Source organism: Agaribacillus sp. DX54, from assembly GCF_056858335.1.
The window spans coordinates 24,968-40,050 of the sequence record NZ_JBXEQE010000016.1; the positions used below are offsets into that span (position 1 = coordinate 24,968).

General features: G+C 42.5%; 12 protein-coding genes. 8 read left to right on the plus strand and 4 right to left on the minus strand.

Annotation, left to right across the window (positions count from 1 at the left end; translation table 11 throughout):
- Positions 1-16 precede the first annotated feature (16 nt).
- Complete coding sequence (locus tag AC04NP_RS17105; protein ID WP_482861063.1) at positions 17-208, plus strand: hypothetical protein; 192 nt, start codon at positions 17-19, stop codon at positions 206-208.
- Positions 209-235: 27 nt separating this feature from the next.
- Positions 236-793 (plus strand): pentapeptide repeat-containing protein, encoded by a 558-nt coding sequence (locus AC04NP_RS17110; RefSeq protein ID WP_482861064.1) that lies wholly within the window; start codon positions 236-238, stop codon positions 791-793.
- Between the two features lie 65 nt (positions 794-858).
- On the opposite strand, the gene lhpI is transcribed toward AC04NP_RS17110, so the two are convergent.
- Entirely contained in the window at positions 859-1,824 is a 966-nt protein-coding gene (lhpI, locus tag AC04NP_RS17115; protein ID WP_482861065.1) for a bifunctional Delta(1)-pyrroline-2-carboxylate/Delta(1)-piperideine-2-carboxylate reductase, read from the minus strand.
- A gap of 140 nt (positions 1,825-1,964) precedes the next feature.
- Between lhpI and AC04NP_RS17120 the strand changes: the two genes are divergently transcribed.
- Positions 1,965-2,219: a hypothetical protein gene (locus AC04NP_RS17120; RefSeq protein WP_482861066.1), complete on the plus strand. Its 255-nt coding sequence runs from the start codon at positions 1,965-1,967 to the stop codon at positions 2,217-2,219.
- A gap of 136 nt (positions 2,220-2,355) precedes the next feature.
- On the opposite strand, the gene AC04NP_RS17125 is transcribed toward AC04NP_RS17120, so the two are convergent.
- Both AC04NP_RS17125 and AC04NP_RS17130 read right to left on the minus strand, forming a co-directional pair.
- Positions 2,356-2,988, minus strand: a complete 633-nt coding sequence (locus AC04NP_RS17125) for a peroxiredoxin (RefSeq protein WP_482861068.1) — start codon at positions 2,986-2,988, stop codon at positions 2,356-2,358.
- A 187-nt stretch (positions 2,989-3,175) separates the two neighbouring features.
- The gene (locus AC04NP_RS17130; RefSeq protein WP_482861069.1) at positions 3,176-3,361 is read right to left on the minus strand and encodes a hypothetical protein; all 186 of its coding nucleotides are present in this window, start codon (positions 3,359-3,361) and stop codon (positions 3,176-3,178) included.
- A gap of 226 nt (positions 3,362-3,587) precedes the next feature.
- On the opposite strand from AC04NP_RS17130, the gene AC04NP_RS17135 reads away from it, so the two are divergent.
- Positions 3,588-5,864: a DUF7133 domain-containing protein gene (locus AC04NP_RS17135; protein WP_482861070.1), complete on the plus strand. Its 2,277-nt coding sequence runs from the start codon at positions 3,588-3,590 to the stop codon at positions 5,862-5,864.
- Positions 5,865-5,875: 11 nt separating this feature from the next.
- On the opposite strand, the gene AC04NP_RS17140 is transcribed toward AC04NP_RS17135, so the two are convergent.
- Positions 5,876-8,644 carry a phosphoenolpyruvate carboxylase gene (locus AC04NP_RS17140; protein ID WP_482861071.1) on the minus strand — a complete coding sequence of 923 codons (2,769 nt, stop codon included), beginning with the start codon at positions 8,642-8,644 and terminating at the stop codon, positions 5,876-5,878.
- A 420-nt stretch (positions 8,645-9,064) separates the two neighbouring features.
- On the opposite strand from AC04NP_RS17140, the gene AC04NP_RS17145 reads away from it, so the two are divergent.
- The 4 genes from AC04NP_RS17145 to AC04NP_RS17160 all read left to right on the plus strand — a co-directional run bounded on the left by AC04NP_RS17145 (position 9,065) and on the right by AC04NP_RS17160 (position 15,079).
- Positions 9,065-10,858 (plus strand): PQQ-dependent sugar dehydrogenase, encoded by a 1,794-nt coding sequence (locus AC04NP_RS17145; protein WP_482861072.1) that lies wholly within the window; start codon positions 9,065-9,067, stop codon positions 10,856-10,858.
- A 504-nt stretch (positions 10,859-11,362) separates the two neighbouring features.
- Positions 11,363-12,733, plus strand: a complete 1,371-nt coding sequence (locus AC04NP_RS17150) for a S41 family peptidase (RefSeq protein WP_482861073.1) — start codon at positions 11,363-11,365, stop codon at positions 12,731-12,733.
- Positions 12,734-12,840: 107 nt separating this feature from the next.
- Positions 12,841-13,413, plus strand: a complete 573-nt coding sequence (locus AC04NP_RS17155; protein ID WP_482861074.1) for a porin family protein — start codon at positions 12,841-12,843, stop codon at positions 13,411-13,413.
- A 376-nt stretch (positions 13,414-13,789) separates the two neighbouring features.
- Positions 13,790-15,079, plus strand: coding sequence for an AAA family ATPase (locus AC04NP_RS17160; protein WP_482861075.1), 1,290 nt, complete (start codon positions 13,790-13,792; stop codon positions 15,077-15,079).
- The last annotated feature ends 4 nt before the right edge of the window (positions 15,080-15,083 follow it).

The window sequence follows — 15,083 nt, forward strand, 5'->3', positions numbered from 1 at the left end:
GCTTTAAATAAAGCGTTTGACCAAACATATAAATGACTTACGAATAGTTTTAAAGGAATGGATGAATAACACCTGCGACAATATTCCGGAGAATCTTACAAGGGACCGGTATACCGGAGACACCGGTCAAAGAATTGACACTGCCTATCGAATCAGGAGTGAAATGCCGGGTAAAGCCAACGATGCCGAAAGCATTAACAGAGACTGAATAATAGTAAACTTAACTTCATTTATCTTGGACGAAAATCAATTTAAAAACCTGCAACCATCGAGCACATTGTATGCGAATCAGTCTTACGAGGGGGCAGACTTTCGTAGCTGTGACTTTTCGAACAGCGATTTTTCCGATTCATTTTTTGAAAACTGTGAATTTGTGGATTGCAACTTAAGCAACCTGAAAATGAGCAATACGAAATTTCAGGAGGTAACCTTTATCCGGTGTAAACTTGCCGGGCTTAATTTTTCACAAATAAGCAAAATACTGCTATCTGTCAAGTTTTTGGATAGTAATCTCGCCTTTTGTAATTTCCCTGACCTGAATTTGAGTGATACAAAATTTGTTAATTGCCAACTTAATGGCTGTGATTTCTTAAACACAAATCTCAAAAATGCACTATTTGAAAACACCAGCCTTCCTGGGACGCAGTTCGATCATTGTGATCTGAGTGGTGCGGATTTCAGATCGGCCCGGGATTTTGTTATCAATCTGGAAGGCAATAAACTCGGTAAGGCGATTTTTTCATTGCAGGGTGCTTTGACTTTTCTTGAAACACTGAATATAATTATAGAATGAGGGGCCAGGCCAGGGGTCAGGGGAGAGGGGTCAGGGTATAGTATGGTGGTTTTTTTATGAGGTGGTTATTGGGTTGGCTTGTTAAATTTCCGGAAATAATAACCGGCGGCTACGAGGTCTTCCAGGGCGTTTCCTACTGACTTAAAAAGTGTAATTTCGTTTTCATTAACCCTTCCCTGTTTTTTATTACCGCAGAGATCGAATAAATCGGCCCGTATATCGTCCTTGTCGATCAGGCCTTCTTCCAGTGGGATAATCAGGTCCCCGGCCTCTTTCAGTGCTCCCTGGTAACTGTCGACGAATAACGACGAGCGGTTGATGGCTGCGCTGTCGGCTTCTCTCATGTCCTTTTTATACGATCCCACCAAATCAAGATGTTGCCCCGACCTTAGATATTGTCCACAAACAAGGGGCAAATTTGAAAGGGTAGCACAGGAGATAATGTCCGCCCGGCCAATTTTTTCCTCTATGGTGGCGACAGCTTTGACAGAATAGGGCGCATTGGAAAACTGATTGCAAATATCCCGGGCCTTATCCAAATTTCTACCCCACACAAAAACCTTGTCAATGGGACGTACCGCAGCATGTGCCCTGATAAGATTGGAGGATAAAGCCCCGGTGCCGATCATTAATAATGAGGTGGCATCTGGTTTTGACAAATAGCCGGAGGCCAGTGCAGATGCTGCTGCTGTCCGTTTTGCTGTCAGGGCGGCAGCGGATATAACTGCCTTTACTTCACCGGTTTGAGCATCAAAATAAACGTAAACCCCTTGTATTGATGGCAAATTTTTTTGGTTGTTGCTAGGATTTACCGTCACCAGCTTAACCCCTGCATCTTCACCAGAATGCCAGGCAGGCATCAGTAGCAATACGGACTTCTCCTTGGTTTGCGGGTTGGCAAATTCGTGGTGTTGCCGTAAAGGTACTTCTATGGAAGACTGTGCAAATGCCTCGTTTAAAAGGTTGGTTAATTCACTAAAATCCGTGTTGAAGTTGATAAAATCTTCATCGATGTAAACCATGTTTTTCATGATAATTAAATTACATGAATTTTCGGAAAAGCCATGGATAGATAGTATTAATTTTATATTGCCTTGTCTTCTCCTCATCCGGGATTGTATATGATCGCAGTGAGGCCACCGGTACAACCATTGATGCATTAATCCGCGTTTTGAAATCACATGAATCATCGACGGCCCAACTGGTAGATCGCCTTTTCAGAAGTGAGGCAGGCAAGCTGGTGGCTACTTTGACCAGAATTTTTGGTACCATTCATATCGACCTCGCCGAAGATATTGTTCAGGAAACACTTATTACTGCTTCACATTATTGGAAAATAACCACATTCCGGATAATCCGGCAGCCTGGATCACCCAGATCGCCAAAAGAAAAGCACTTAATGAATGAAAGCGAAGACTATCCCTGAAAAACAATCTTACCCGCACGAAGGGACATATGTGACATTAACCGGCGGTAATCCGGACAAATAGGCCGGATGAAAGATTTTAGAAGAAGGAGTGTCAAAGGGATCACCGTATGACACTCCTTTTACAAGAGATGACTTAATTAGGTTGAGGGGTCAATCTTAAATAAGGTTTAACCTCCTTGAATCCTTTAGGGAATTTGGTGGCAGCTTCTTCCGATGTAATGGAAGGCAGGATGACACAATCCCCACCATTTTTCCAGTCAGCAGGTGTAGCTACACTTTGATAGGCTGTTAATTGCAAAGAATCAATAACCCTCAGAATTTCGTCAAAGTTTCTTCCTGTGGCCGCAGGATAAGTCAAAGTAAGTTTTATTTTTTTATCAGGGCCGATAATGAATACCGATCGAACTGTCATGGAATCATCCGCGTTGGGATGGATCATCCCATACAACATGGACACTTCGCGGTTTTCATCCGCTATGATTGGAAACTGAACGTCGGTGTTTTGAGTTTCGTTAATATCCTTGATCCATTCCTTGTGCTGTTCCACCGGATCAACACTCAAAGCCATTACTTTCACATGCCGTTTTTCAAACTCAGGCATTAAATTTGAAGTCCTTCCTAATTCCGTCGTACAAACCGGGGTGAAATCAGCGGGGTGTGAAAACAATAAACCCCAACTGTCACCCAAATAATCGTAAAAGTTTAATTCACCCTTGGTGGTGCTAGCGGTGAAATCTGGTGCCGCATCTCCTAATTGTAATGACATAATGTTTGGTTTTAAAAGGTTAAATAATTGAATTATCTTTCATTGCCTAACCGGCAAATGAATTGAGTTGGGCCTGCGGTATGTCGCTGACTGATAAAGACCCGGGTTACGAAATTCATGCCATAATGCCTTAATCCTTGCGCATAACTTATGATTACCATTCGGTACCTGAATATCGATTCCCAGTTCACTGACACGGACGAAACCTGTCAATGTTACCATGCCTGTCTCCGCGATAATCCGGATTGGCAAAGGTCTTGTTTTCATTTACGGTATTGAGCGATAAATCGTTGCCAGGTAGAGACATGTCATTTTGATAACGCTTCAAAAGACTAAAAACCGCCGAACCATGAAACAGATTCTGTTTTCTCAAAGGTAAACACCAGGTTCAAATAATCTCAGAATTTTGGGAAAAAATGACTTGATATTTATAAATAGTAAACTAAAAAAACGCAGGCTTGTGGGGTGAAATGACTTCAAAAACGTATCATTTAGGAGTTGGCAAAGAAAATACTTTGTCAATCTTTACAATTACAGTAATTTGTGTAGTCGGTGCATCGCCAATTAAACAAATTTTAGCAGTTTTACATTATTATAATATGTTGCATCTTCATAGCAAATTAATTCGCAAATTCCGGTCTGTCTTCATTATTTTCATACCAACTGCTTTAATCATTGGTTGTAAACCAAATTTTGATGAGCCCGTAATTCCACTGGATACCTATCATATAGAACCTGGTTTTGAACTGGAGGTGGTTGCCTCCGAACCGCTCATTGAGGCGCCCGTTGCCATGGATTTTGATGAAAAAGGACGGATCTGGGTGGTAGAAATGCGTGGATATATGCAAAATGTCGAAGGTTTGAACGAGGATCAGCCCAATGGCAGAATTCTGATCCTGGAAGATCCGGATGCCGATGGGGTAATGGATCATAGTAAGGTTTTTTTAGAGAAGCTTGTCCTGCCCCGCGCGCTAAGCCTGGCTTATGGCGGATTATTATACGCCGAACCACCGAACCTGTGGTTTGTTGAAATAGAAAATGACCTGCCGGGAAAACGGGTACTGGTTGATTCCATCTACGCGCCGGATGGTAATGTTGAACACCAGCCAAACGGCCTGCTCATGAATATCGATAACTGGATATATAATGCCAACACCCACTTCAGGTATCAATTAAAAAATGGTCAATGGAGAAAAGAACCCACAACCTACCGTGGCCAATGGGGTATTACCAAAGACAACTTTGGACGGCTGCTTTATAACCACAATTCCGTTCTGCTGCAGGGAGATTTGGTGTTGCCCAATATTTTTATTCAAAATCAAAGTTACAGACCCAAATACGGCGTCAGCCAGTTGCTCACCCGCAGTCAAAATGTATTTCCATTACACGCTACTGCCGTAAATCGTGGCTACATGGCCGGTGTACTGAATGAGGACAGCATCCTGGTGGATGCCACCTCTGCCTGTGGGCCCGTGGTATACCGGGGGCACCGGTTTGGACCAGATTTTGAAGACCACGCTTTTGTTTGTATTCCCGAAGGAAATCTTATAAAACACCTGAAGCTTAATCGTGACCCCTTCAGGATTACCGCAGCACCTGAAAAAAAAGCTGTTGAGTTTCTGGCATCTACCAGTATAGGGTTCAGGCCGGTTAATTTAAATAATGGCCCCGATGGTAATCTTTACATTGTGGACATGCATCGTGGCATCATACAGCATAAAGCCTACATGACCAGCTACCTCAAAAACCTTATTCAGGAACAGCAACTGGATACCATCATGGGTATGGGAAGAATTTTAAGAGTCAGAAAATCGGAAGACAAAGCGGCCAAAGCGGATGTCACATGGCTGAAAGATCGCGTTACATCCCTGCTTTCTCATGATAACGGCTGGATTCGCGACAGGGCACAGCACAAAATCATCTATCGAAAGCAATCTGACAAAATTCCCGAACTCATTACCCTAGCTGGCAATACCGGAGATCCCCGCACGCAACTACATGCCCTATGGGCCCTTGAAGGTTTGAACGCCCTTACATTTAACGATTTAAAAAGCATTGCATCGGACAGTAAGCCCGGGGTCACTGCCCATTGTCTGTACCTCATAAACAATTTTATCGATCCGCAAAACCTGCAGGAAATGGAATCCCTTACCGAACTGCTGATTGCAAAGAAAGATGCTACCATCGACCTCTATCTTGCTCCAACCATGGGCCGCTGGTCCCTGCTATCCGAAGCAACCTTTTTTCCACACTTATCGACCCTGTCAAAGCGGTATGAAAAAGAGCCTGTGATGCAAGAGGCCATTGTTGCCGGACTCAGCCAAATGGAATCCGGTTTTGTAAGTTTTGTCGCAAAAGCGAATCAAGAGAAAGATTCCGTTCTTGGTGGCATGATAAACCTGGTGGCCGCCAACCAACAAAAAGAATGGGTTAATCCGATTTTTACCAACGATCTGACCATTGAAGACCACCGGTCCAGAGGGTTAAAATTGTACAGAAAAATGTGTGGCTCCTGCCATGGACAGGATGGCGCCGGCATTGAAAACCTCGCCCCTCCCCTCGATAATTCGGAATATGTAAAAGGGCCCGTAGAAAGGTTAGGGCTGGTAATCCTGCATGGATTAAAAGGCCCCATCCATGTCAATGGCAAGGCTTATAATTTTAATGCTAAAATGCCCGGTTTCATTTACAATGAGCAAATATCCGATGAAGATATTTCAGATATCATTATGTTTCTCCAAAATGCCTTCACCGAACGACCTAAAGGCGCAAATCCCAAAATGATTCAATCCCTGCGTGACGAAAAGCCGGAAGCCGACATGTACACCGAAGAGGAGTTAACAAATTGGTTGAGAAAGAGGAAGATCAGCCCTTGAGCAAACTGACCTCAACCTGTATTTCTTAAAGCTCCTGAAATGGCATTGATTGACATCAAAAGATGCAAAAGCTTTCTTTCAGATTCGTTATTGTCACCTCCATTTTTTGTTTCGCGCCATTCTTTCAGCAAAGTGATCTGTCGCTTATGTAAAACATTCAGCAAACTCGTCCTGAGCTCATTGGAATAGTAATGTTGTTTTCTTCTTTCCTCAATCGGTCTTTCCAATAGATCCTGTAAAATCTCTCGTGTCCTTTTCAACTCATCCAAAAACAGATTCAGGAACTTTTCCCTTATAGATTGGTCCTCGACCAAAGCTGCGTATGAGGCCAGTATATTTTCATCAGCGGCTGCCAGGCTTGTGTCGACATTGGTCAACACATAGCGGACAAAAGGGTCTTCCTGGGTTGATTTTTTAAAGGCGAGATAATCCTCCTCATTGTCCTCCTTTAAATCTCTCAATGCCGAACCCAACCCATACCAACTGGTCATGTTGAACCTTGCCTGCCCCCATGAAAAAACCCATGGAATGGCCCGGAGATCCTGCAGTGTTTTTGCACCTGACCTGCGTGAGGGGCGGGAACCTATCCTACTGGACTCTATGGCATCTATGGGTGTAGCCTGCCGGTAAAACTCTATGAAACCATCTGTTTGCATGAGCTCTTCGTAGTACTTTTTACTTGACACCGCCAGTCTTTCCAAAATATCTGCCAAGGGATGATCCTGCCTCGATTCGATCTGGTCAACCAAAGTCCTGGAGACCGTGCTCGATACCAGCAGTTCCAGATTGTATGCTGCATTAACAATGTTAGCATACTTCTGGGCTATGGTTTCACCCTGCTCAGTAAGCCGTATATCCCCGTTCAACGCACTGCCAGGCAAAGCACCTATGAAGTAATGCGTCGGGCCCGCCCCGCGACTGATAGAACCACCTTTTCCATGAAAGAACCGTATTTTTACACCTAGCTCACGACCCAATGCACTTAGGCGGGACTGGGCCTTATATAAATGCCATTGACTGGCCATAATTCCTCCGTCTTTATTGCTGTCACTATATCCTACCATTACCTGTTGCGTAAGTGAAGGCAGCTTACGCATCTGTTGTATGTATCTCAGACTGCGTTGCGTAAAAGGATGCTCCAGGAACTGACGGACTGTTTCAACACCATTTTGCAGATCATCGATGGTTTCTAAAAGCGGTACTACAGGCACCATACATACGCTGCCTTCGGCTGTTTGTATCGTGAGGCCGGACTCTCTCGCCAGCAGATAGACAAGCAGGAGGTCCGAAACACTCCGGGTCATGCTTACTATGAATGAACCGATACCGTCGTGGCCGTATTTGGAAATATGCTTTTCCACCACTCTGTAGGCATCGACAACCGCGGCCGCGTTGGTTTCCAGTGTGGTCTTTGTATTGGCAAAAGGCCGGTTGGATTCCAACTCCCGGTTAATAAAATCAAGTTTTTGTGACTCATTCCATGCAAACCATGTTTTACCATCGAGGCCGGCAGCATCCATTAACTGAGCAATGGCCTGGTCATGAAAAGCACTATTTTGGCGCACATCCAGCCTGGCAAGGTGAAAACCAAAGGTTTCTGCCACACGCAATGCATTATTCACCTCATCATAGGCTATGATTTTTGCCCCGTATGCCAGCAGGCTTTGCTGCAAGAGTCTGAGGTCTGCGATCAATTCTTCAGCCAACACATAAGCTCCCTCGAAATCTCTCATCTCCGTGGCGTGCCCTCTTTTGGTATCAAGTGGCAGTTTGTCCATCATCAGGTTTACAAATTGACGAAATGCCTCACCTTTGTTTCTGCCTACTGAACCTGCACCTCTTTTTCCCAATGCTTCGGTGATTTCTTTTATCCGATCCTGCATTGGGACGGGTGCGTCCTCCAGGTCAAGGGCAAAACTGAGATGCTTTACGAGGCTAAACAGCTTCCTCCTCACCACCACCAGCGCGTTAAGGCGAAGTTGACTCAAAGTCTCAGAGGTAACATCGGAAGTGACCAATGGATGTCCATCGCGGTCGCCACCTACCCAATTTCCAAAACTGATCGATGGAAAGGCATATTTCTTTTGAAGAATTTCTACGTCAAAACCGACAAATTTCCATGACTGCAACAGCCTTCGGTCCAGCACGGGAATAATCTCAGGAAAAACGTTCACTAAATAGTGTAAAATATTTCTCACCTCCGAAGGCACATCCGGTTTCTCGATAAATATTTCGCCTGTTTTCCATAACCGATAAAGGGATTGTTTGACATTATGACGAATGTTTTGTTGCTCATTTACGGTATACATAACATTTTCTCTCATAACAAGCAACAGGTACAGCTCACGATGATGTTCCAGTACGGTAGTTCTCTTTGCCTCGGTAGGGTGCGCAGTAAGCACCGGCTCTACCCTGATGGCAGGCATGTTTTCGGCAATTGTTTCCGCTGATATCCCCTTATCTTTGAGCCGTTGGAGGTTCTTAGCCCATAATCCACTAATGCCGGCCATATTTTCATTTTCTATCCTTCGCCTTGCCTGAACCGCGCCATTTATTTCCACCATGTTTACAAGATGGAAAACGATAGAATATAACTGAAGATCCTTTTCCGACAACGTTTGATCATCCAGATCAGGCAGCTCGTTAATCCATGGTATCCGCTGAGCTATATCTTCCTCCCCATTCTCCATCAGCACATCCCTTAATGCTAACAATAGATATTCGAGATCTTCGTAGGGTTTCCCCAGTTTGCTTTTAACTTCTTGTAGTGCCCTCTTCATTTATTTGCATGTTTCAAGTGAAGGGCCTAAAATAAACACCAGCCATGAGAATGAAAAGATGCAGGGGAAATTTGCTTGTTTTTTTAACAAATATTTAATAAGCGAATATAAACATTATTCTCCGGTCTGCTATAATTTAGTGCCCGTATCCAAATTTAACATGATTCTCCGGCGGAATTTCAGGTGTTGCTTTTGAGTACCCTGTCATGCCGCCTGAAATAGCGGAAAGCGATGAAATCATATATCTCAAATTTATTTGTTCATGGTACAAGATTCTCGATTATTTTATTATTTTTGGAGCTTCTTAAACAACTGTAAACAATACGGAATCAGGCAGTGGTAAACATAACTATGTTTCAGGATTAGATATTGATTTTACAATTGGTAAAATTAACAAAGTTTCCATAATCAAAATTCAAAATGCACCCAAACTCCAAGAGGTTATACAATATAGCCGCGCCTTTCTTTGTCTTAAATCTACTTTTGGTCTTTACCTCATTCGCTTTTCAGGACGACATCGTAACCAACAGCGGTTACGACTGGAAGCAGGACTGGCTTATTGAAGATGGTTTTAAAATCAGCACAGACGCCAAAGGGTTTAATCTCCCGACCGCCATTGCATTTGTGCCTGAGCCGGGACCCGATCCCAAAGACCCATTGTATTATGTAACGGAATTAAGAGGCAAGGTCAAGGTGGTCACTAATGATCGCTCGGTTTACACGTTTGCAGATTTGGCAGATGACGATTTCAATTTTACGCCGAAGGAAGAACTGCCTTCCGGTTTAGGACAGGGCGGCTGTGCAGGCATAGGACTGGATCCTGTTAACGGTTATGTTTTCGTAACTTCCTTATACAGAGATAAAAACGACATCATGCGTAACAATATCGTACGTTTTGAAACAAAACCTGGAACTTTCGCCATTTTACCGGGCAACAAAAAAGCTTTTACTGAGTTATTCAGTGACTTTGAAAGTGGGCTGGCCCATCACATAGGCCCCTGTGTGGTCAAAGATGGGTATCTATACGTCAGTATCGGCGAGGCCTGGCAGCCTTTTAAAACACTACAGGTAGATCAGTTATATGGTAAAATCCTGCGCATGACTTTAGATGGAAAACCTGTTCCCGGGAATCCCTTTTACAAAAATGACAGTACGAAGGTCGCCGAAAACTATGTGTGGTGTTATGGGTTGAGAAACTCATTTGGGATAAAGTTTGTAGGTGAGCGGCTGTTTGCTGCAGACAACGGAATGAATATAGACCGGTTCATAGAAATCATCAAAGGGGAAAACTATCAATGGAACGGTAGTGACAATAGTATCGCCATGAATGCAAAATATATATGGACACCGGCATTGGGGCCTGTACAGATGGATTTTTACGCCGGAAATACCGCCGTTTTTCCTAAAGAGTACAATGAATCGTTTTTTGTTGCCTTATCGGGAGCGGTGGAATTTAAAAAGATGCCAGGTATCTTTATGATCAAGTACAGCATGCAGGAAGATAAGATTGTAGAAGTACCCAAGCATTTTCTGAAATACAAAGGGAAATCCTGGCAAATGGTTACAGGATTGGCCATGGGACCGGATGGGCTCTATTTTTCACCCATTTTCCCTGATCAGAACGGGGAAACCAAAATCCTGAAAATTACTTATGGTGACGCTGATCATCATCCCTTTACCTTGGTACAAAATGATAAACCCATCCAAATGTTTATAGAAAAAGGATGTGTAGGATGCCATTCCATAGACGGAACTTTTGACTACGGCGGTGGTGCAGCTCCTCCTATTGTAAGAGGAAATTCATTCATTCGAAAAATATCATCGAGGGTTTTTTCAGAAGGATATATGACCTCTTTGAAAAAAGTCGACGAATCTACCAAAGAAAAACATGTGGCCTTTAAGGCAGCCCGAAATGATCTGCTCATGACCCAGGACAGTTTGGAAAGAGTCAAAATCTGGTTGGTGAGCTATCTGCAGGAGCCTGAGTTTGATAAAACCTATCACATTCAAATGCCAAACCTCGGTTTAACGGCAGATGAGGCGAACCTTATTGCAGATTATTTGCTCGAAAGACCCGGGCCCAAAGGTTTTGCAGACAGGATTAAACAATTACTTAAACCACCTTTTGGGTTTAAACAACTTGCACTGGTGCTTTTTGGTGGTATGATCGCCGGTTTTACGGTCGTATTCCTGTATGTCAGGATAAAAAAGTAATTTGTGCTTGTCCGCAGCTAATACGCCCGATTAATACCACGCTTTCAGGGAGGGGTTTTAATACCGTTGCGTTAGTGTTCTTTAAAGGTTTTTATTTGTTGGAAAAGCGATGGTTTAGCCATAAATTAAAAGGAGTCCATATTACGGACGTTATCGTTTATGTTTTAATCAAGTATATCCTTTTAGAGAACCAAAAAATCATCACTACATGATACATACAAACACTATTTAGATAAACTATATAGTAGTGATGTAGAATGTAAAGATCTGGATTTGCTAAACAGGAAATACAATTTTGAATCTATAATATAAAAAAGCCAAACTCCAGAAGTCAGTCATACTATGACTTTGAGTCATAGTATGACTATAGATTAAAGGGCCAAACTCCAGAGTCATAGTATGACTAGAAACGTATAAGAAGACCAATCACCAAATAACCGGCCCCAAATACCTGATAAATTCTTTAAATTGTGGTACTATGATCATATATTTACATGAGCCGATATGAGAATAATTTTAGCTGTCATAATACTGGGAACGCCATTTTTTGCCGCCGGGCAAATTGAACAGTTTTCAGTGCGTGAACTGAGAGAGGATCTGGCATTTCTGAAAATGTCTATCGAAAAGTTTAATCCTGCCCTGTATCAATACAACCACAAAGCTGAATTCGATCGGTTGTTTGACGAAATATATCAATCGATCGATGAACCGTTAACACGACTCGAGTTTTTCAAAGCAGTTTCTCTTTTGACTGCCGGTGCAAAAGAGGGGCATTTTGTAATTGGCAGTGTTCATAATAAAGTGAGCAAAATCTACAGTGGATTTTTCGACGGAACTTTTCAATATTTGCCTCTGGGCTTAACCTTTCTTGACAACCGCGCCTACATTTCAGGGAGCCACCGGGCAGATTCCACCCTGCAGAAAGGTTGGGAAGTACTGGAGATCAACGGTGAAAAAATGGGCCGGATCATAGAAAGGTTACTACCGTTTATTCCTGCCGATGGCGATATCCTTACTGCCAAATATTACAAGTTAAACACTAATTTTCCGGTCTTATATTATTGGTACATCGATCAGCCCGCTAATTTTAAACTCAAAGTCTTACCGACTGGCTCATCATCACCGTTCACTGTCAACATTTCCGCTACTAATCACATGGCTATGACCAACCGGCCGGAAGAGGGAATTGATGATGAATATGAACCGAAAAAAGACATCAACGAATTTTACGAGTTGAAGCTGGAACAGGCTCTGGCGGTTTTAAAACTAAAAAGCTTTAACCATCAGTTGATAGAGAAATACCGAATTGATCCCGGGGAATTTTATAAATCCATATTCCGGAAACTTGCTGATAAAAACATTAAAAACCTCATCTTAGATTTGAGGGATAACGGAGGGGGCAGCAGGGAGTTTGTCAGGCAGCTTGTGCCTTATCTTTTAAAAGGGAAAGAAGAAGGCATGTTATACCAAACCGTTTCTTATTTTGGGCAGATGAAGAAATATCCGATACCAAAGCCTAAGCCTTATGCTTTTAAAGGAAAACTGTATGTACTGATCAATGGAGGCAGTTTTTCTAATGGTTCCGTTATAGCCCGTTTTGCCAAGGAATTTGCAGATGCTACCATCATCGGTGAGGAATCAGGCAGCCGTTATGAAGGATTTGCTACAGGTTCGGCCGCCTATGTGAATCTCCCCAATACGCTGATAGAAATTCAGATTCCCAGGTACTGGATAAAATATGGTCATCAAAGCAGGCAAAACACTTCCAACCGGGGGGTGTTACCCCATTATTCGATTCATTACTCTATCGATGAAATACTGAATCGCAAAGACAAGGAGATTGAAAAAGCCAGGGCATTGATCACGGGCAGCTAGCTTATTAAAATGAATGCGTGAATGGTTTTGTTGGGTTTTATTCGTAAATTCCGTTTTTAATATTCATACTAACATTTTTTAGATAGTAATTTGCAAATAAAATGATCATGGTGGTCACAAGGTACTTTTTAATCTCATTCATTTTAGCCGCAACACTTTCAGGTACAAAGGCCCAGGAAATCAAATTCGGTGTTAAGGGTGGTTTAAACCTCGCCGATCTGGGTGGTGATTCAGGTGATACAGATTTCCGATTGGGTATTCATGCAGGTGGGTTTGTTTCCATCCCTGTTCTGACAAACTTCAGGGTGCAACCCGAAATACTCTACTCACAGCAAGGTGCACAAGCTGATTTTGGGAGTGATGAACAAAAGTATGACTATCTCAACATTCCTGTTATGGTTAAATTCAGGCTCACTAAAAATTTTAACCTGCATGCCGGACCACAACTTGGCATATTGCTATCTGCCAAGGAAGAATTCAGAGGCGACGAAGAAGATGTAAAAGATACATTAACATCCACCGATTTTGGGGTGGGTTTCGGACTGGGTTATGAAACAAGTGATAACGTAAGCATCGATGTAAGATACAACCTGGGAATCACAGATATAGTTGATGATACAATAGATGGATTCTCCCTAAACAATCAGGTGATACAAGTATCGCTGGGGATAGCTTTCTAGCCTTTTGTTAATTTTTTAACAGTAGCTTTGATATGATACGACTTGTATTTTTTGCCGCCATCCTGGTTACAATTTATTTTATTGTTAAAAGACTTTTACAGCCATCAGCCTTTGTGCGTAGCGGCCGATGTGAGGGTAAGGGTTTCTGGTATTCCGCCAGGGAAAAAGTGATTTGTGACTGGTGGCTGTCAACCTTTTGCACCCTTTATATCTTTTATACCTATGGTAAATCCATATGATTTTTGATGCATCTAATGCAACCGTAAGATTGATTTCAATTGTTGCTGTTGCCTTTGCAGATAATTGATTATTTTTAATTTTTTACTTTAATCAGCCATTAGGTGACAAATTTTTTTAATCTATCAACATTAAATAAGTGGACCGAACTACTATTGAAGCCTTAGAATTAGCCCTGGAAGCTTCTCCTGACAATTTGCTTTTAAGAAAGCAGGTCGCACAGGGGTATTTTAGTTTGGGTGATTTTGACAAAGCCAAGGAGCATCTCAATGTTGTTTTGCAGCAGGAGCCTAACAAAGAGTCTAAAGCCTTACTCGCCCAATGTTATTTAAAACTGGGTAATAACAGTCCTGGCATTATTATTTGTGAAGAATTGCTGGCCGAAGATATAGACAGGGATTTGCTTCCTACCTATTTGCAGCTACTGATCAATGACGGCCAGATAGATGAAGCCATTACACAGTACCAAAGCTATCAGTTAAAATTTCCTGACTGGCGTGATGATCAAATTGAATCCCAATTGAAAATATCCACAAAGCCTGTACAGGAGGAAACAGCCTACAATCCATTTTTAGAAAAACCTGACATTGATTTTTCCAAAGTCGGGGGGATGGAAAATGTCAAAGAGGAAATCAGGATCAAAATCATCCAGCCTTTGGTCAACCCTGACCTTTTTAAGGCATTTGGCAAAAAGGCTGGTGGAGGTATTCTTATGTACGGCCCCCCCGGCTGTGGCAAGACTTATTTATCCAGGGCTACGGCGGGAGAGATCGATTCAAAATTTCTTTCAATTGGCATTGAGGAGATTATGGACATGTGGTTAGGCGGAAGTGAAAAAAACCTGCATGAAAAATTTGAGGTAGCGCGTAAGAACAATCCCTGTGTTCTTTTTTTTGATGAGATCGATGCATTGGGAAGCAAAAGAAACGATCTGAAGCAGTCAGCAGGTCGCAATGTGATCAATCAGCTTTTGAAAGAAATGGACGGCATTGACTCACAGAATGAAGGTCTGCTAATCCTTGGTGCCACCAACTCACCCTGGCATATGGATAGCGCCTTTTTGCGACCTGGCAGGTTCGATCGTATTATTTTTGTTCCTCCGCCAGATGAAGAAGCCAGGGAGCAAATATTGAAACTTCAGCTAGCCGACAAGCCCATCAAAGAAATTGATTACAAAAAAATTGCGGTAAAAACCAACGATTTCAGTGGAGCCGACATCAAAATGCTGATCGATCTTGTTGTAGAAGATAAGTTACGAGTATCCATGAAAACCGGAAAAGTTGAAACCATTACCACAAAAGATCTCCTTGGCACCTGCAAAAAGGTAAGGCCAAGTACCAAGGAATGGTTTAATACAGCCAGAAATTATGCCCTTTACTCTAATGTCTCTGGTATTTATGACGACATAAAAAAATATCTAAAATTGTAGTTTT